Annotated in this window: 19 protein-coding genes; 5 read left to right on the top strand and 14 right to left on the bottom strand. The window is 59.4% G+C overall.

What is annotated here, in order from left to right; genetic code table 11:
- Window positions 1-25: 25 nt before the first annotated feature.
- The 7 genes from ACR0AG_RS12880 to ACR0AG_RS12850 form a co-directional block, all read right to left on the bottom strand.
- Window positions 26-2,443, bottom strand: coding sequence for an aerobic carbon-monoxide dehydrogenase large subunit (locus tag ACR0AG_RS12880; RefSeq protein ID WP_480839427.1), 2,418 nt, complete (start codon window positions 2,441-2,443; stop codon window positions 26-28).
- The gene (locus tag ACR0AG_RS12875) at window positions 2,440-2,934 is read right to left on the bottom strand and encodes a (2Fe-2S)-binding protein (RefSeq protein ID WP_170473684.1); all 495 of its coding nucleotides are present in this window, start codon (window positions 2,932-2,934) and stop codon (window positions 2,440-2,442) included. Before ACR0AG_RS12875 ends, ACR0AG_RS12880 begins: the two co-directional genes overlap by 4 nt.
- A 13-nt stretch (window positions 2,935-2,947) precedes the next feature.
- Window positions 2,948-3,781, bottom strand: coding sequence for an FAD binding domain-containing protein (locus ACR0AG_RS12870; RefSeq protein WP_480839425.1), 834 nt, complete (start codon window positions 3,779-3,781; stop codon window positions 2,948-2,950).
- Window positions 3,782-3,920: 139 nt separating this feature from the next.
- Window positions 3,921-5,015 (bottom strand): MHYT domain-containing protein, encoded by a 1,095-nt coding sequence (locus ACR0AG_RS12865; protein ID WP_480839502.1) that lies wholly within the window; start codon window positions 5,013-5,015, stop codon window positions 3,921-3,923.
- A gap of 81 nt (window positions 5,016-5,096) precedes the next feature.
- Window positions 5,097-6,587, bottom strand: coding sequence for a heme biosynthesis HemY N-terminal domain-containing protein (locus tag ACR0AG_RS12860; RefSeq protein ID WP_480839423.1), 1,491 nt, complete (start codon window positions 6,585-6,587; stop codon window positions 5,097-5,099).
- Window positions 6,588-6,597: 10 nt separating this feature from the next.
- On the bottom strand, window positions 6,598-7,875 hold the full coding sequence (locus ACR0AG_RS12855) for a COG4223 family protein (protein WP_480839421.1): 1,278 nt from the start codon (window positions 7,873-7,875) through the stop codon (window positions 6,598-6,600).
- Window positions 7,876-7,928: 53 nt separating this feature from the next.
- Window positions 7,929-8,642, bottom strand: coding sequence for a uroporphyrinogen-III synthase (locus tag ACR0AG_RS12850; protein ID WP_480839419.1), 714 nt, complete (start codon window positions 8,640-8,642; stop codon window positions 7,929-7,931).
- Between the two features lie 98 nt (window positions 8,643-8,740).
- On the opposite strand from ACR0AG_RS12850, the gene tsaD reads away from it, so the two are divergent.
- Genes tsaD through ACR0AG_RS12830 form a run of 4 tightly spaced genes read left to right on the top strand, consistent with a single transcriptional unit; the run spans window position 8,741 to window position 11,490 of the window.
- Window positions 8,741-9,838, top strand: coding sequence for a tRNA (adenosine(37)-N6)-threonylcarbamoyltransferase complex transferase subunit TsaD (gene tsaD / locus ACR0AG_RS12845; protein WP_480839500.1), 1,098 nt, complete (start codon window positions 8,741-8,743; stop codon window positions 9,836-9,838).
- Complete coding sequence (locus ACR0AG_RS12840) at window positions 9,835-10,797, top strand: NAD(P)H-dependent glycerol-3-phosphate dehydrogenase (RefSeq protein WP_480839417.1); 963 nt, start codon at window positions 9,835-9,837, stop codon at window positions 10,795-10,797. Before tsaD ends, ACR0AG_RS12840 begins: the two co-directional genes overlap by 4 nt.
- A gap of 1 nt (window position 10,798) precedes the next feature.
- Window positions 10,799-11,068 carry a YciI family protein gene (locus ACR0AG_RS12835; protein WP_480839415.1) on the top strand — a complete coding sequence of 90 codons (270 nt, stop codon included), beginning with the start codon at window positions 10,799-10,801 and terminating at the stop codon, window positions 11,066-11,068.
- Complete coding sequence (locus ACR0AG_RS12830) at window positions 11,068-11,490, top strand: EVE domain-containing protein (RefSeq protein ID WP_480839413.1); 423 nt, start codon at window positions 11,068-11,070, stop codon at window positions 11,488-11,490. The genes ACR0AG_RS12835 and ACR0AG_RS12830 overlap by 1 nt, the downstream gene beginning before the upstream one ends.
- 223 nt (window positions 11,491-11,713) lie before the next feature.
- Here the strand turns inward: ACR0AG_RS12830 and ACR0AG_RS12825 are convergent, their stop codons facing one another.
- The 4 genes from ACR0AG_RS12825 to ACR0AG_RS12810 form a co-directional block, all read right to left on the bottom strand.
- A complete protein-coding gene (locus tag ACR0AG_RS12825; RefSeq protein ID WP_480839411.1) occupies window positions 11,714-12,055 on the bottom strand; it encodes a DUF2853 family protein in 342 nt (113 codons plus the stop codon).
- Between the two features lie 139 nt (window positions 12,056-12,194).
- A complete protein-coding gene (locus ACR0AG_RS12820) occupies window positions 12,195-12,944 on the bottom strand; it encodes an extensin-like domain-containing protein (protein WP_480839409.1) in 750 nt (249 codons plus the stop codon).
- Between the two features lie 13 nt (window positions 12,945-12,957).
- Window positions 12,958-14,346 carry an adenosylhomocysteinase gene (gene ahcY / locus ACR0AG_RS12815; protein ID WP_480839407.1) on the bottom strand — a complete coding sequence of 463 codons (1,389 nt, stop codon included), beginning with the start codon at window positions 14,344-14,346 and terminating at the stop codon, window positions 12,958-12,960.
- 101 nt (window positions 14,347-14,447) lie between these two features.
- Window positions 14,448-14,762: a hypothetical protein gene (locus ACR0AG_RS12810; RefSeq protein WP_480839405.1), complete on the bottom strand. Its 315-nt coding sequence runs from the start codon at window positions 14,760-14,762 to the stop codon at window positions 14,448-14,450.
- Between the two features lie 207 nt (window positions 14,763-14,969).
- Here ACR0AG_RS12810 and ACR0AG_RS12805 point away from each other — a divergent pair, with 207 nt between their 5' ends.
- Window positions 14,970-15,563 (top strand): HD domain-containing protein, encoded by a 594-nt coding sequence (locus ACR0AG_RS12805; RefSeq protein ID WP_480839403.1) that lies wholly within the window; start codon window positions 14,970-14,972, stop codon window positions 15,561-15,563.
- Here the strand turns inward: ACR0AG_RS12805 and ACR0AG_RS12800 are convergent.
- The 3 genes from ACR0AG_RS12800 to ACR0AG_RS12790 form a co-directional block, all read right to left on the bottom strand.
- The gene (locus ACR0AG_RS12800; RefSeq protein WP_480839401.1) at window positions 15,560-15,931 is read right to left on the bottom strand and encodes a VOC family protein; all 372 of its coding nucleotides are present in this window, start codon (window positions 15,929-15,931) and stop codon (window positions 15,560-15,562) included. The genes ACR0AG_RS12805 and ACR0AG_RS12800 overlap by 4 nt on opposite strands.
- Before the next feature lie 89 nt (window positions 15,932-16,020).
- Window positions 16,021-16,575: an ActR/PrrA/RegA family redox response regulator transcription factor gene (locus ACR0AG_RS12795; RefSeq protein WP_039542641.1), complete on the bottom strand. Its 555-nt coding sequence runs from the start codon at window positions 16,573-16,575 to the stop codon at window positions 16,021-16,023.
- An 87-nt stretch (window positions 16,576-16,662) separates the two neighbouring features.
- Complete coding sequence (locus tag ACR0AG_RS12790; protein WP_480839398.1) at window positions 16,663-17,283, bottom strand: SCO family protein; 621 nt, start codon at window positions 17,281-17,283, stop codon at window positions 16,663-16,665.
- Between the last annotated feature and the right edge of the window lie 42 nt (window positions 17,284-17,325).

Here is a 17,325-nt window from a genome sequence, read left to right as displayed (position 1 = left end):
CCGGCCAAAACCGGTCCGAGACCAATCACCCATGCATCCCCAGCCCATTGGCAATCTTCCAGATCCGCCAATGGTCATGCGGCATATGGCTCTGCACCAGCCCAAAGGGCCGGAACGCATCATGCACCGCGTTCGAGAAACAGGGCACGCCCCCAACATTGGGGCTCTCACCAACACCCTTCGCACCAATCGGATGGTGGGGCGAGGGCGTCACCGTATAGTCGGTGATATAGTTCGGCGTCTCCCACGCGGTCGGCAGAAAGAAATCCATCAGCGTGCCGGTTTTGACATTGCCCATTTCGTCATAGGCAATCTCTTGCCCCATCGCGATGGCCAACGCTTCGGTCACGCCGCCATGCACCTGCCCGTCGATGATCATCGGGTTGATCCGGGTGCCGCAATCGTCCAGCGCATAGAATTTCCGAACGTCCCACTCGCCGGTATCCACGTCGATCTCCATGACGCAGATATAGGCCCCGAACGGGTAGGTCATATTCGGCGGGTCATAGTAGCTGACCGCCTCCAGCCCGGGTTCCAGCCCCGGGATCGCCTGATTATAGGCTGCAAAGGCGATTTCCTTCATGGTCTTGAACCGCTCGGGCGCACCTTTGACCGCAAAGCGATCCACATCCCATTCGACATCGTCGTCGTGGACCTCCAGCAGATAGGCCGCAATCATCTGCGCCTTGGCACGGATTTTGCGCGCGGCCATTGCCGTTGCCGCACCAGCCACAGGCGTGGATCGAGATCCATAGGTCCCTAGCCCATAAGGCGCTGTATCCGTGTCGCCTTCCTCCAACGTGATGTCATCTGCAGGCAGGCCGATCTCGCTGGCGATGATCTGCGCAAAGGTCGTGGCGTGACCCTGACCCTGAGAGATCGTCCCCAATCGCGCAATAGCCGACCCAGTCGGGTGGATGCGAATTTCGCAGCTGTCGAACATACCCAGCCCGAGGATATCGCAGTTCTTCACTGGCCCGGCACCCACGATTTCGGTGAAATGCGTCAGACCAATGCCCAGCAGCTTGCGGGTTTTGCCAGCCTTGAAATCCTCGACCCGCTGCGCCTGTTCGGCGCGCAGACCGTCGTAATCGACAGCCTTCAGCGCCTTGTCCCAGGCGGTGTGATATTCGCCCGAGTCATACTCCCAACCCAGTGCGGACTGATATGGGAACTGATCGGCCTTGATGAAGTTGATCCGGCGCAGCTCGGCGGCGTCCATGTTCAGCTTGATGGCCAGAACCTCGATCATGCGCTCGATGAAATAGGCCGCCTCGGTCACACGGAAGGAACAGCGATAGGCCACCCCGCCCGGAGCCTTGTTGGTATAGACACCATCCACGGCCAGATAAGCGGTGGGGATGTCATACGACCCGGTGCAAATGTTCATGAAGCCTGCCGGGAACTTGGTCGGGTCAGCACAGGCGTCAAAGCCGCCATGGTCCGCAGTAGTGTGGCACCACAGCCCGGTGATCTTGCCATCCTTGGTGGCCGCGATCTTACCCTGCATCCAGTAGTCGCGGGCAAAGGCGGTGGACATCAGATTCTCCATCCGGTCCTCGACCCATTTCACTGGCTTGCCGGTGACAATCGACGCCACAACCGAGCAAACATAGCCCGCATAAGCCCCGACCTTGTTGCCGAACCCGCCACCGATATCAGGACTGATCACGCGGATATTGTGTTCGGCAATGCCCGAAATCAGCGACACAACCGTACGGATCGCATGCGGGGCCTGAAACGTGCCATACAGCGTCAGCTTGCCCGTCACCTTGTCCATGCTGGCCACGGACCCGCAGGTTTCCAGCGGGCAGGGATGAGTGCGGTGGTAATAGACCATCTCCTCGGCGACTACGTCAGCTTCGGCCAGAATGGCCTCGGTCGCGTCTTTGTCGCCCTGTTCCCAGGTGAAGATATGGTTGTGATGCTTGCGCGGCCCGTGCGCGCCTTCGGTCTGGCCTTCAAGATCTTCACGCAGGACCACATCGGATTTCAGCGCCTCGAACGGGTCGGTGATGACCGGAAGCTCTTCATAATCCACCTCGACCAGTTCCACGGCATCCGCCGCAATGTACCGGTCTTCGGCCACGACAAACGCGACCTCCTGGCCCTGGAACAGTACCTTGCCGTCGGCCAGAACCATCTGTTTGTCACCGGCCAAGGTCGGCATCCAGTGCAGGCCCAGCGGAGACAGATCCTCAGCCGTCAGAACAGCGATCACACCGGGCAGCGCCAATGCGGCCTCTTTGTTCACGGATTTGACGCGGGCATGTGCGTAGGGGGAGCGCACAAAGTCGCCGAACAGCATCCCGTCCAGCTTGATGTCATCGACATAATTGCCCTTGCCTTGGGTAAAGCGCACATCCTCGACGCGTTTGCGCGAGCTACCCATGCCTTTGAGATTGGCGGCGCGTTCTTCGGGGGTCATTGTCTGGTCGTTCATTCCGCAGCCTCCTTCTGAGCGTTCAGCATGTCAGCCGAGGCTGAGATCGCCTTGACGATGTTCTGATAGCCAGTGCAGCGGCAGAGGTTCCCGGCCATGCCGAAACGGATGTCTTCCTCGGTCGGGTTCGGGTTTTCCTGTAGCAAGCGATGCGCGCGGGTGATCATGCCCGGCGTGCAGAAGCCGCACTGCAGTCCGTGATGTTCACGGAACATTTCCTGCAACACACCAAGGCTGCCGTCGTCATTGGTCAACCCTTCGACCGTGGTGATATCGGCCCCGTTCACCTGCGCCACGAAGGTGGTGCAGGATTTGACGGACTTGCCATCGATATCCACGGTGCAGGCGCCGCAATGGCTGGTTTCGCACCCGATATGAGGGCCGGTGATTTTCAGATCTTCCCGCAGGAAGTGAATGAGCAACGTGCGCGGCTCGGCCAGACCTTCGACCTCTTTGCCGTTCACGGTGAGTTTGACGTGCATTTTCGACATGGGTAATCCCTCCTCAACCCGCGCGGCTTAGCGCGCGGTCGATGGCGCGGCGCAGCATGACGCTGGCCACATGTTTCTTGAATTCGACAGGGCCACGATTGTCGGCGACCGGATCAATCGCATCGAGCATCGCAGCCACACAGCCATCGACATCGCCACCCGCCAAAGCGGTGCCGGCGTCTTCGGACCAGATCGGCGTGTCGGCCAGATTGGTCATCGCGACCGAAGCCGTGCCATTGCCCACCATCACTGCAGCCGCAGCGGTGGCATAATCGCCGATCTTGCGTTTCTGTTTCTCATAGGCCTGACCAACGCCTGCGCCGGGAACAGGGATCGAAATCCGTGTCAGGATTTCTTCGTCTTCACGCGCGGTGAAATAGGCGGCTTCATAAAAGTCACGTGCGGCAACGCTGCGCGCGCCATCCGGACCGGACAAATCAAACGTCGCGTTCAGGCATTGCATCAACCCCGGCATGTCATTGCCCGGATCTCCATTGGCAACGTTGCCGCCCACAGTGCCCATGTACCGGACCTGAGGATCCGCGATTTGCAGCGCTGCCTCTCGGATCAGCGGGACGGCAGCGGCCAACCCGTCATGGGTGATCAACTCGTGCTGCGTGACCATCGCGCCCAAGGTGACGGTGTCAGACCCGACACCGATGCCCTTGAGCTCCTCAATGGCCTGCAGGTCGACCAGATGGCCCATCTCGGCCATGCGCAGCTTCATCATCGGGATCAGGCTGTGCCCGCCCGCGATCACGCGCGCCTCATCTCCGTGTTCTTGCAAAATGCCAATGGCCGAGGCGATGTCGCCTGGCCGGTGATACTCAAAACCGGCTGGTATCATGTTTTTCCTCCCTGGGTCCGAGCAAAGTGCCTGGGGTTTCCACGAAGGATCAAAGGGCGCAGGGATCAACCGATCCAGCCAAGGAAAACGGGGGGCGCAGCCTGTTTCACGAAATGCGAATGGGCTGCACGAGTTGCGATCAGAGGCCCAGCGCCTCGCGAATGTCCGTCAGGCGGGACCGGCTGACCGGGACTTTGCTCAGCGCCTCGACATCGTCGAAATAGCAGGTCCCGTTATCCTTGTGCCGCTCGAACCCCGAGACATGTCGCGGGTTCAAAAGATAGCTGCGATGCGCGCGCAAAAACCCCTCGGGGATCAACCTCTTTTCGGCTTCGGTGATGGACCAGGGGCAAAAGAGTTTCTCAGCCCCCATGTAGAGAACCGTATAGTGTCCCTCAGCCCGAATGGCCGCGATCTGAGCGGGATCTGCAAAGAACGTTTGGCCTTCCCTCTCAAAGGGAATTCCGGCGCGCATCGTGGATGGTTCCGTTGGCGGCGTCGAATTGGTAGCGGGCGCAAGCGCGGCTTTGGGCTCGATAAAGGTGATCCCGGTCAGAAGAAACGCGCCGCAAATCAGAAACACGGCGACGGTCACACCCATCGCCAGCACCTGATTGTCCAATGCCGGACCCGCACCGCCAGCCGTATCGCTGGCCACAAAATCGGTCAGGTTGGTGGCGACAAAATGCATGGTAAAGACCGCAAGACCAAAGCAGGCCGTGCCCAAAAGGATATTTCGCTGCGTGCGGTTGCCATAAGCCACCCAGATGGCCGCCACCGACAGCACAACCGATGCCAATGTCGAAAGAGCGATGTCCAGCGCGTTGTTGACAGGACGGCACAGCTGCATCCCCGCCATGCCGACATAATGCATCACCACAATGCCCAGCCCGACGATGACCCCCGCACCAATCACGGTCGGCGCGGTTCGAGGTCGAAAGTGCAGCAACAACAGCGCCAGCCCGACCATGAGGATCGCAACCAGCGCCGACATCAGGGTAATCAGCGCGTCATAGTAGAACAGGATGGGCAGCTGCAGCCCCAGCATGGCCACGAAATGCATCGACCAGATGCCGCCGCCCAGCACGACGGCCGCTAAGGCCACCACCAGCTTGCGTTGCCGCACATCCAGTTTCGACGCCCCATGCGTCAGGTAGAGCCCGGTGAACCCGGCCATAAGCGCCACAGCAAGCGACGCGGCCACAAGCCAGCCGTTATGCGAATAGTCCAACATATGGGTCTGCACGCCCTCCCCGACGTGCGGTCGACGTTAGCAAACGGAACAGATCGCGACAATCATCCGCTGCCCGGTATGTCAGGCTTGTTTCTCGGCCTTTTCCTCGACCGGTTCCACGTCCAGTTCGATCACCTCGGCGCCGTCCTGCTCTGGCATCTCAGGCTCTTCGACAGGTTCATCCGCCTTGTCTTCCAGCGCACCAACGATCAGCGGCAGCATGTGTACGCCGGTTGCACTGGCGATTTCGGGCGTTTGCGGTGTCTGCCAACTGAGCGTATCGAAGCTGCCGCAGTTCTGACAAACGGGCGCCCATTCGGCCTGAATGTCATGGCAGTTGTCACAGACCCATTGCGGTCCACGCGGCGCATTCAGCGCCCGGGCCAGCCAGCCCTGAACAACCGCGTCCGAGGCACCCTCACCCCGTTCGATCGCAGCCATCAACGTATAGGCCCGCGCATCCGCACTTGTTTCCACCACATCGCCCAGCGCCCGGCGCGCTTCGGGGAAGTCTTCGGCCACAATATTCAGCTCGGCCAGGATCAACCGGGTTTCCATGTTTTCCGGGTGAACCCGCGTCAGCGCGGCAAAGCGCTTGATCCGATCCGCCGGGCTTTCATCCGGCGCGATTTCCGCAAAAGCATGGGCGAGATCGGGATGAGGCTGAACCTCCCACGCCTTTTTCAGGATCTTGGTGGCAGCGCGCGGCTTGTCTTTGGCGATATAGGCGCGGGCCGCCATGGCAGCGGCAGGGACCAGATCGGGCGACAGGCGGTTCGCCTCAATCGCGCGTTCCTGTTGCTCGACCGAGGCATCTTCGTCCAGAATGCCCTTGGCTTCGGACAGGGCCAGGATCGCATCGCGGCGCTTGAACACATCGCGCGGCAGATACCCCGCCTTCAGTTTCGACGTCAGCGTTGACCGCGCGCCCGCCCAATCCTGTGCCTTGGTCTGCAGATTCAGCAGAACGTCCTGCGTTTCCTCATGCCGCGGCTTCAGCGCCAGCGCCTTTTCGGCCAGCTTACGGGCGGTTTCATCATCGCCTTCGGCCAACTTCTGCTTCATGATCCCACGCACACCGACAAAACGGGTTGCATTGTTTGTCACCAGCTTTTTGTAGGTGTCAGACGCCTTTTTTGTGTCGCCCGTCATCTCGGCCGCCTGTGCCACCAGCAGATTGGTCAACTCGGGCTTGTTCAACAACTTTTCGGCCTTGTTGGCCTTGGTCATGGCGGCGCGCCCTTCGCCCGAGGCCAGCGCCATCAAACCATCAGCCAGCGCCTGATATCCGCGCTGTTCGCGCGAGCGGTCAAAGTAACGCGACAGCGCCGTCTCATCCCCATTGAGGAATTTGAGCGTTGCGATCAGTAGGTTGAGTAATTTGAAGAACAGCCAGACAGCAAGCACCAAAACGCCCAGCGCGATCACCGATTGCAATGGCCCCAGCGTGTATTCCGTACCCGCAACGGTCACCTGAACGCCACCGCTGGATTCCATCAGGTATCCGGCACCCATGGCAAGCAGGCCAATAATGGCAACAAAAACAAGGATCTTTAACAATGACCAGAGCATGGCAGGTCCTTCAGTTCGAGTTCGCGCTTGTGCCAAGCGCATTTGCGGCCTCAACCGCAGTCAATCGGGTTTGGGCCGCCTGCTCCCATTCGGCCATGGCGGTCTGCGCCGCCTCGGGCAATGATTTAAGCTCACTCAGCACCGTGGACAGATCCCCATCCGACAAAGCCGCCTGCGCACGTGACAGGATCGCGTCCGGGTCGTCACCATCCTGCGGGGTCACAGACCGGGCACCGGTTTGACGTTCGAGAAATGCCAAAAGGCCCGTTCCCTTGTCAGCATCACGCGCATCCGCCAGCGCCGTGCGCGCGGCGGGGGCAAAAGAGGTGCTGAGATCGGTCAGGGACGCGACACCCTCTTTGGCCGATGCGGACAACGCGTCAGGAATTTCCACGCCACCTGCCTGGAGCTGAGAAACAAGCTCTTCATAGGGCTGGCCCGCGGCCAGTTGCGTGCGAAGTCGGGACAGTATCGCGGCATTTGCAGCCGCCCTGGATTCAGCGGCGGCTTTCGCCTCAAGCGCTTGCGCGTCGGCCACCATTTTTTCCACCTCGGCGCGCTGGGCGGCCAACGAGTCCTGCAGCTTTTTCATCTCGGCATCAAAGGCGGCAGTTACATCGGGTGACACGCTGGCCTCAACCGGGCGCTTTTCCAGATCAGCCAGTCGACCGGCCAGCGGCTCAACAGACGCACTAAGCGACGACACGCTGGTCTTGACCGCATTCAAGTCGGCCTCAACCGGTGCCAGCTTATCCGACAAGGTGGTGATCTGATCCGATAGGCCAGATACGTCGGGGCTGTTGGACAGTGTTTGCGTCAGCTTTGCGATCTGGTCGGCCTGATCCGTCAACTTGGCTTCCAGCGCTTGCATCGCTTCGGTGGTGTCAGAACTGCCCGAAGACAACACTCCGCTTTGCCCCAACGCAAACCCAACCGCCGCGGCAATCGCGCCGCCCAACAGGGCCGGCACAAAGCCACCGCGCTTTTCATCTGCCTGCTCGGTCAAACTTTGCTGGGTCGGTGCCGGTTCCGCGACATGGACGTTCGCCATTTCGGCTTCGGCTTCGGCTTCGGCTTCGGCTTCGGCTTCGGCTTCGGCTTCGGCTTCGGCTTCGGCTTCGGCTTCGGCTTCGGCTTCGGCTTCGGAAGAGACCTCGTCCGCGGTGTCTTCCACGTCAAGCTCTGCCGCGTCGGACTCCACCCGATCCTGGGTGTCCCCCTCTTCGATCATGTCTTCTGATTTGGGGTCTTCTACCGGCTCTTGATCGGTTTTCTTGTCACCCGCCACCGTCGTTTCCCCTTATCGAATCTGAAAGAACCTGAAATGCGAACGGTACCAAGTTAGTCTGCCCCCGGCGTGCCCTCAACCCGGAACGCGTGTTTCACAAGCTTTTTAACGGCCTTGCGCATTTTCTTGGGCGTCGGTTCCTTGACGATTTTCAGGCGCGTATAGTCCAATGATTTAAGGGGCTCCGCCGTCGCCTCGCTGATCGCGATCAGCCACAGCGGGGCCGAGCCGGTCCAGACATCGGCAAATTGTCGCGCCGTGCGTGGCGAAAACAAGGGCACGATCACCGGCTGTGTCCCGTTGGCGACGCTCTGTGCGTCCTCGGTCAATGGCAACAGGCGTTGTTGGTATACAGGCTGCTCCTGCGTTGTGATCCCAAGCTCGGTCAACCGTTCGGCTACGTTACCGCGGCTGTGTTCCCCCCTGAGATGCAGCAAAGGGCTGTCTGGCCGGAGTTGCAGCAGGTTCGCCACCAGTTCTTCCGCTGTGCCGCCAACCATTTGCGCATCCCAGCCGGATCCTTTTGCGGTGCCGGTGGTCGCGGGGCCGACGCAATAGGCCGGTATGGATTGGTCCACATTCATCGAAACCGCCGCATTCACCGCATTTGCCGATGTAAAAATCAGGCCCTTCATCCCATCTGTATCGACCTGAACACTGAGCGGTCGGATTTCCAGCAATGGGGAAAACAGCGGCGTGACCCGGTTTATCGTGCGGGTCGGCAACTGCGCGACAAACCTCTGCGAGGCGGCGCGGGGGCGGGTCATCAACAAATACAAGGTTCGATGCCTCGGGCCACAAGGATTGTTTGCTCGCGCGCAGGGTGATACCCCGCCGTAAGATCATGATGCAACGGATCAGGCCGATGGTGCAAACACTTACCGTTTTGGGGTTGGAAAGCAGCTGTGACGACACCGCCGCCGCCGTGGTGCGCCATGTCCCCGGGCAAACGGCACAGATCCTGTCTTCGGTCGTTTATGGCCAGACGGATTTGCACAGCAGCTATGGCGGCGTCGTGCCAGAAATCGCAGCCCGCGCCCATGCCGAGAAACTAGATGGCTGCGTGGTTCAGGCGCTGGGCGAAGCCAGGCTGACCCTGCAGGATATGGATGCCGTCGCCGTAACTGCCGGGCCCGGCCTGATCGGCGGGGTCATGTCCGGCGTGATGTGCGCCAAGGGGATCAGCGCGGCAACCGGCCTGCCACTGGTTGGGGTCAATCATCTGGCCGGCCATGCGCTGACGCCGCGATTGACCGATGACATCCCCTTTCCCTATCTGATGCTTTTGGTGTCGGGCGGGCATTGCCAATACCTGATCGCGCATGGGCCCGAAGAGTTTACCCGCCTGGGCGGCACCATCGATGACGCGCCCGGCGAAGCGTTCGACAAAACCGCCCGCTTGCTTGGCCTGCCCCAACCTGGCGGCCCCGCGGTCGAGGCTGAGGCGCGCGCGGGCGATCCCAGCCGGTTCCGCTTTCCCCGGCCCCTGCTGGACCGGCCCGGATGCGATCTGTCGTTTTCGGGTCTGAAGACCGCATTGATGCGCATGCGCGATCAGGTTGTTGCGGAAAAAGGCGGGCTCACCCGACAGGACCGCGCCGATCTGTGCGCCGGGTTCCAACAGGCGGTGGTTGCTACGCTGGCCGAGAAAACGCGCCGCGCGATCGCGCATTACTTGGCGTTGGACCCTGCGAAGCCGGTGGTGGCCGTGGCGGGCGGCGTAGCTGCAAATTCGGCCATTCGGACCGCGTTAGAGACTGTTTGTGCCGAAAACAGTGCACAGTTTACAGCGCCTCCGCTGGCCTTATGCACCGACAACGCCGCCATGATCGCTTATGCCGGGATCGAGCGTTTTCGCGACGGGAAACAAGATGATCTGACCCTGACGGCCCGACCACGCTGGCCATTGGACCAGACCAGCCCCGCGATGCTGGGCGGTGGCAAAAAGGGGGCCAAGGCATGAGTGTTTCGGTACTGGGCGCAGGGGCGTTTGGCACTGCGCTGGCAATCTCGCTGGCCGGAAATGGCCCTGTCATGCTGTGGGCACGGGATGCGGCCCGCGCGGATGAAATGCGGGCATCGCGCCAGAACGCAGCACGGTTGGCCGGAGTTACACTGCCCGATGCGCTCTCTGTCACGTCGGACATCCAGGTGGCCTGCCGGTCCGAGGCTATCCTGCTGGCCGTTCCGATGCAGAAACTGCGTGCGGCCTTGCAGGACAATGCGGCTGTGTTGTCGGGCAAAACACTGGTTGCCTGCTGCAAAGGGATCGAGTTGTCGAGCGGGCTTGGTCCGATTGCCGTTATTCGGCAAGTTGTCCCGGACGCGCACCCTGCCCTGCTGACCGGTCCCAGTTTCGCCGATGACATTGCGCGGGGCCTGCCCACGGCCCTGACCCTGGCCTGCGACAAGTCGGATTTGGGGCAGGATTTGCAAGCGGCGCTGACCACATCTGCGCTTCGTCTGTATCGAACGACCGACACGACCGGGGCAGAACTGGGCGGGGCGCTGAAAAATGTTATGGCCATCGCCTGCGGCGCTTGTATGGGGGCGGGGTTAGGCGACAGCGCCCGCGCCGCGTTGATGACGCGCGGATTTGCGGAAATGCAGCGATTTGCGGCAGCACACGGGGCTTTGCCCGAAACCCTGATGGGGCTGTCCGGCCTGGGTGATCTTGTCCTGACATGCTCTTCCGAGCTGTCACGAAACTACCGTTTTGGCCTGAGTTTGGGTCTAAATAAATCATTCGACCGCACCACGACTGTTGAGGGCGTGGCGACCGCTCAGGCGGTAACCGACATCGCGAAAGTCGAAGGGTTGGAGATGCCGATCAGTGCGGCTGTGGCCGAGCTGAGCAAAGGAACTTACAGTGTAACTGACGCGATTGAAGCTCTGCTCAATCGCCCCTTGAAGGAGGAATAACATGCTAATCGCCCTGATCGCGCGCGACAAAGATGGCGCAGTTCAAACCCGGTTGGACAACCGCGCGGCCCATCTGGCCTATATCGAGGAAACCGGCGTTGTGTCGCAAGCCGGTCCACTGCTGAACGGCGATGCGATGATCGGGTCGCTGATCATTCTGGATGTCGAAGACCTAAGCGCCGCCCAGAGCTGGGCCGACAATGACCCCTACGCCAAGGCTGGCCTGTTCCAGTCGGTCGAGCTGATCCCCTGGAAAAAGGTGGTGGGCTAATGGCGTATTGGCTGTTCAAGTCCGAGCCCTCGACCTGGAGCTGGGACCAGCAGGTTGCAAAGGGCGATGTGGGTGAGGAATGGGATGGGGTGCGCAACTATCAGGCGCGCAACTTCATGCGCGACATGAAAATCGGCGACAGAGGATTCTTTTACCATTCGCAAAAGGAAAAGGCGGTTGTCGGTATCGTCGAAGTTTGTGCCGAAGCTCATCCCGACAGCACCACCCACGATGCACGCTGGGAATGCGTGGATATCAAAGCGGTGCGCCCGTTTTCGCAACCCGTGACACTTGATCAGATCAAGGCAGACGAACGGCTGGCCGAGATGGTGCTGGTCAAAAACTCGCGCCTGTCCGTTCAGCCGGTCAGCGATCAGGAATGGGCTGTCGTCTGCGGCATGGGTCAGACTCAGGCGGATTGATCCTGTTCTTTAAATTGAAAGGGAAGGTTCCGACGATACAGAACCTTCCCCACCCCCGCGTGCTCCCAACTCACCACACGCGTATGGAAATCTCTGGCTCTGACCGTCCTGGTCATGTAGCCAATCTAGCCAAAGATCCGACGGGATTTCAAATCCCAAGTACTTAAAACAAAAAACAAATTAGAAACGCCTGCAAATGGGGCCTGCAAGCGTTCCCAATAAATCAGCTGTAAACCGACTCTTTTCCGAAATGCTTGGTCAACATGTAATAGACGACCGCGCGGTATTTGTTGCGCTCGGATTTGCCGTAGGTTTCCATGACCTTGTCGATCGCTTCCATCAGCTCGGGCCCATCGGAAAGGCCAAGCTTTTTGATCAGGAAGTTGTTTTTGACCGTCTCGATTTCACTGTCCTGGCTGGCCGCAACGGTTTCGGCATCCGCATCGTAGATGGCCGGACCACACCCAATTGTAACCTTTGTCAACAAGTCCATATCGGCGTCCATGCCACATTTGGACTTCAGATCTTCGGCATATTTCGCAATCAGTTCGTCGCGCTTTCCCATAAGTGTCTCCTCGCTCAGATGCTTAAATGGTCCTTCAAAACCGCGGCTACGGTAGCGGCACCAAAAAAATGCACAAAGGGAAAAATCCTGCGCATTCCCCGTAACGCGAGGAAAGGCTCCCGCGGTTGGCTACCTTGACCTAACGGCAATATCCCCAACCGGGACCCTGCAGATGAAAGTGATCGGCATGCAGCCGGTTGAAATCCGGGCCCAGAACGACCCGAAACCACTTGCATGCGCCACGCCCAATTCGGCGCAAAAAGGCCGCCTCGGATCCACCGCCATTCCAATCGTCCAGCAACGACAGGCTGCGGTCATCGGACAATCGAAAGCCTATGATATCGATCGAATCGGCTGTTGCGTGACTGCTCCAGCCGTTATTTTCACCCTGGGCGCTGCGCATCCGGCGGCAATTATAGCTGCCGATATGCCGGATTGCGCTGACCTCGGTGTCAAGCAATTCACGCGCGGCGGGTTGCACCACGTGGCGTTCCCACATGGCAAGCCGCAACGAAGTGGCGCAACGGGTTTCAACCGGCGCAATACTTGCGCGCCCCAGTTCAGACAGCAGGCCGCGGCCGGATATCCCGCAATTCTGATCCACCACAAGATCGTCCATCGTGGTGAATGCAATGCCGGCATCCGCCATTATGGCGCGGCACATTGCCGTGTCCTGAACCGCGCGCCCCACTTGAAACGGCGTCACGAAGGTGACCGGGGCGTCAATCGTCAGATCCTCAAGCGGGTTCCAATGGGCAGGTACCGGCGTTTGCGGATGCGCCAACAGCCACCAACCGCCGCCGCCAAACAGGATCAAGGCAACCGAGATCCTGAAAACAAACAACGCCGCACGGTACAAAAACCGGCGGCGTTGCGTGTCTTGCGTCATGGCAGCGAAACGATCAGTAGCGGTAATGTTCCGGCTTGAACGGGCCTTCGGGTTTCACGCCGATATAGGCCGCCTGTTCGCTGTCCATCTTGGTCAGCTTCACACCGATCCGGTCCAGATGCAGGCGGGCGACTTTCTCGTCCAGATGTTTGGGCAGGATATAGACCTTGTTTTCGTACTCATCGCCCTTGGTGAACAGCTCGATCTGCGCCAGAACCTGATTGGTGAACGAAGCCGACATAACAAACGAAGGGTGCCCTGTGGCATTGCCAAGATTCAACAGGCGGCCTTCGGACAGCAGGATGATGCGGTTGCCCGAGGGCATCTCGATCATGTCCACCTGTTCCTTGATGTTGGTCCATTTGTGGTTCTTCAGGCTGGCCACCTGAATTTCGTTGTCAAAGTGACCGATGTTGCCGACGATGGCCATGTCCTTCATCGCGCGCATATGCTCGATGCGGATCACGTCCTTGTTGCCGGTGGTGGTGATGAAGATATCCGCGCTGGCGACTTCGTCTTCCAGCAGGGTGACTTCGAAACCGTCCATGGCCGCTTGCAGCGCGCAGATCGGGTCAACTTCGGTCACTTTCACACGGGCACCCGCACCGCGCAGCGAAGCAGCCGAACCTTTGCCCACGTCGCCATAGCCGCAAACCACGGCAACTTTACCGGCCATCATGGTGTCGGTGGCGCGGCGGATACCATCGACCAGCGATTCCTTACAGCCGTATTTGTTGTCGAATTTCGACTTGGTGACCGAGTCGTTCACGTTGATCGCCGGGAACGGCAGGTGGCCGTCTTTCACCAGCTGATACAGGCGGTTCACACCGGTGGTGGTTTCCTCGGAGACACCCTGGATCTGGTCGCGCATCTTGGTGAACCAGCCGGGGCTTGCCGCCATACGCTTGGCGATCTGCTTCTTGATCACCTCTTCCTCTTCCGAACCCGGAACGGGAATGATGTCCTCACCCGCTTCGGCGCGGGCGCCCAGCAGGATATACAGCGTTGCGTCGCCGCCATCGTCCAGGATCATGTTGGGGCCGTCTTCGAACAGGAAGGATTTATCCAGATAATCCCAGTGTTCTTCCAGTGTCTGGCCTTTGATGGCAAAGACCGGAATGCCCGCCTCGGCAATCGCTGCCGCCGCATGGTCCTGGGTTGAGAAGATGTTGCACGATGCCCAGCGCACATCGGCGCCCAGCGCCACTAGCGTTTCGATCAATACAGCGGTCTGGATTGTCATGTGCAAAGAGCCAACAATACGGGCGCCTTTCAGAGGCTTGCTTTCACCATATTCCGCACGCAAAGCCATCAGGCCCGGCATCTCGGTTTCGGCGATATCCAGTTCTTTGCGGCCGAAATCGGCCAATGAGATGTCTTTGACGATATAGTCCCCGGCCATCAGGTGCTCCACTCCGGTAAATCTTGGTCCGGGCTGCCCTAGCATTCCTTTGGGCAGGTGGCAACGTGGATGGCCGGGTTAAAACCCTGGCGCTGTAAATATCAGCTGGGCGTTCCCTCAACCTTGATCTTGGGGATCGCTTCGAAGAAATCGGTGCCAACGGCGACAATGCAACTCATGCCGTTCGCATGTGTGACCAGAACGGTGTAACTTCCGGTCTCTTTTGAGGTCCAGACCTCCATAACCGATTGCCTGCTACCGGATTTCTGCAATCCGCCAAAAGCCAGCTCTTCCGCATAGCCGTCTTGCAGCTTGGCAATCACATGATCACGCTGTGCACAATTCTGGGCAAACGCCGGGGGCGCGGTAGCAGCCATTCCAAAGGCCAGTGCAATTCCGAACAAACGCTTGAACATAACAAGCTCCTTTCGATCCAAGTTTCGGTTCGAGAGGGGCGCAACTGGGAGGAGTCAGCACCCCCCTCAGTCCTTGATGTCGGGATCGTTTCACGTTGGTTCAAAGCACGAATGCTCAAGAAAACGTTGGCAGCTGGTGATCCTGACAGGTACATCATAGCAGAAAAATACGATTTTTATGTGTCCCACTTCACAAGGCATGGCATAATGGCAACACAACCCCGCGCATGGCAACGCATGCTGTCGGGTCGCAGGTTGGACCTGCTGGACCCCACTCCGGTGGATATCGAGATCGAGGATATCGCCCACGGGCTGGCCTTTGTGGCGCGCTGGAACGGGCAGACGGGCGGCGATTTCGCCTATTCGGTGGCGGAACATTCGCTGCTGGTCGAAGAGCTGTTTGGCCGCATCGCCCCGAATGCGCCGGTGAAATGGCGGCTGGCGGCCTTGTTACACGACGCCCCCGAATATGTGATCGGCGACATGATTTCGCCCGTCAAATCCGCTGTTGGCCCGGATTACGGGGCGCTGGATGACCGGCTGGCGGCAGCGATCCACATCCGGTTCGGCCTGCCCGCCGAGGTGCCAAAGACGGTGAAACGGCAGATCAAGAAAGCCGACAAAATCAGCGCCTGGATGGAAGCGACTCAAATCGCGGGGTTTTCGGAGAGTGAAGCGACAAAGTTCTTTGGTCGCCCCGACCGGGCAGTAATGGAAGGTTTGAACATCGTACTACGCCCGCCGGTCGAAGTGCGACGGGCGTATACAAATCGCCACCTTAGCCTATTGGCCCAGATTTAACCGAAGACATAAAAACACAGCTTGTTGCCATCCAGGTCACGCGCGTAGGCGCCATAAAAGCGGTCAGGTACGCGCTGTCCGGGTTCGCCTTCATCAGTCGCCCCCAAACTGATCGCTTTGTCGTACATCGCCTGCGCATGTTCTTTGGAGTCTGCCGCAAAGGCCACCATGGTGCCATTGCCTGGTGCGCATGTCTCTCCGTCATAGGGTTGACACACGGCCAGCATCGTCGCGCCGGGTTCATTGCCGATAAAGGCGATACGACCTGCGTCCAGCGTCACCTTGGCGCCGCGGTCGGAAAGAAGTTCAGTATAAAATGTCTTGGCGCGCTCCATGTCAGAGACGCCGATGGTCACATAGCCGATCATATCGTGATGTTCCTAGTTGGGTTCAGATGTCAAAGCGGACACTCTGAAACACGGCCCGGGTTAGCAAATCACGAAGCGGTGACCGCCATCTATCGCGGGCTGCGTTTTGCCAGAATCCGCTGCAACGTTCGGCGGTGCATGTTCAGGCGTCGTGCGGTTTCCGAGACATTCCGATCACACAGCTCATAGACACGCTGGATATGCTCCCAACGGACCCGATCCGCGCTCATGGGGTTTTCCGGGGGTGGGGGCAGTTCGTCGCCCTTGGCCAGCAGCGCATTGGTGATGTCCGTGGCGTCGGCGGGTTTTGACAGGTAATCTGTCGCGCCGATCTTCACGGCGGCGACGGCAGTGGCGATGGCGCCATATCCGGTCAGAACCACAACCCGGCTGTCGGGGCGCTTTTCGCGCAGCACTTCGACCACATCCAACCCGTTGCCATCTTCAAGCCGCAAGTCAACGACCGCATAGGCAGGCGGACGGGCGGTGGAAATGGCGCGGCCTGCAGCGACGGAGCCGGCAGTTTCAACCTCGAACCCGCGCTTTTCCATGGCCTTTGCCAGACGTCTCAGAAACGGCTCGTCGTCATCCACCAACAACAGGGATTTGTCGGGGCCGATTTCAAGCTGGGAACTGTCTGCCATTTCTCGGGTCTTTCTGTTCTTTTACGCCATAGGCTTAAGTATGAGTAATAGCAGTGTGGCCTCAAAGGTCAAACGGACCCGCCGCGGTCAGATCTTGTCGAGAAAACACCCAACCTTGTCGGCCATTTGCTGGGCGGTGTCATCGCGTTTGAAAAATTCGAGAAACCCGTTTTCCGGCGTGACGAGGTAGGTAAAGGTCGAATGGTCGACAAGGTAATATTCGTCGCTTTTGTCGTGCGCCTTGTAATAAGTCTTGTAGGCCTTGCTGGCGGCCTTGACCTGTTCCGGCGATCCGGTCAGCGCAATGGTCTTGCCACCCAGGTTAAAGGCATAGTCGTCTACAACTTCTGGCGTGTCGCGATCCGGGTCGATCGAGATGAACAGCGGTGTCACGGACTGGCCGCGCTCGGCCAGCAGATCAACGGCCTCGGCATTGCGGGACATGTCGAAGGGGCAGACATCGGGACAGAACGTATAGCCAAAGTAAACCAGTGTCGGTTCGGTGATAACGTCAGTGTTGGTGACCGTTTCGCCCTTGCCATTGACCAGTTCGAACGGCCCGCCAATCGCAGCGGCTCCACCTGCGATCTGGCTGGAGCGGCACTGGGCAAACTGGTCATCTGATCCCGCGCCGCGGGTCAGCAGCCACATGGCCCCGATGCCGATGGCCAGAACGAGGGAAGCAAGAATGGCGTAGATGCGGATCATGGCAGAATTCCGTGCTCAGGGGATTGTTGATCGTTTCGGCCC

The sequence above is a fragment of the Ruegeria sp. H6 genome, assembly GCF_056532975.1.
The sequence above is the reverse complement of the archived record's forward strand: the minus strand, read 5'-3'. Positions and strand labels throughout refer to the sequence as shown.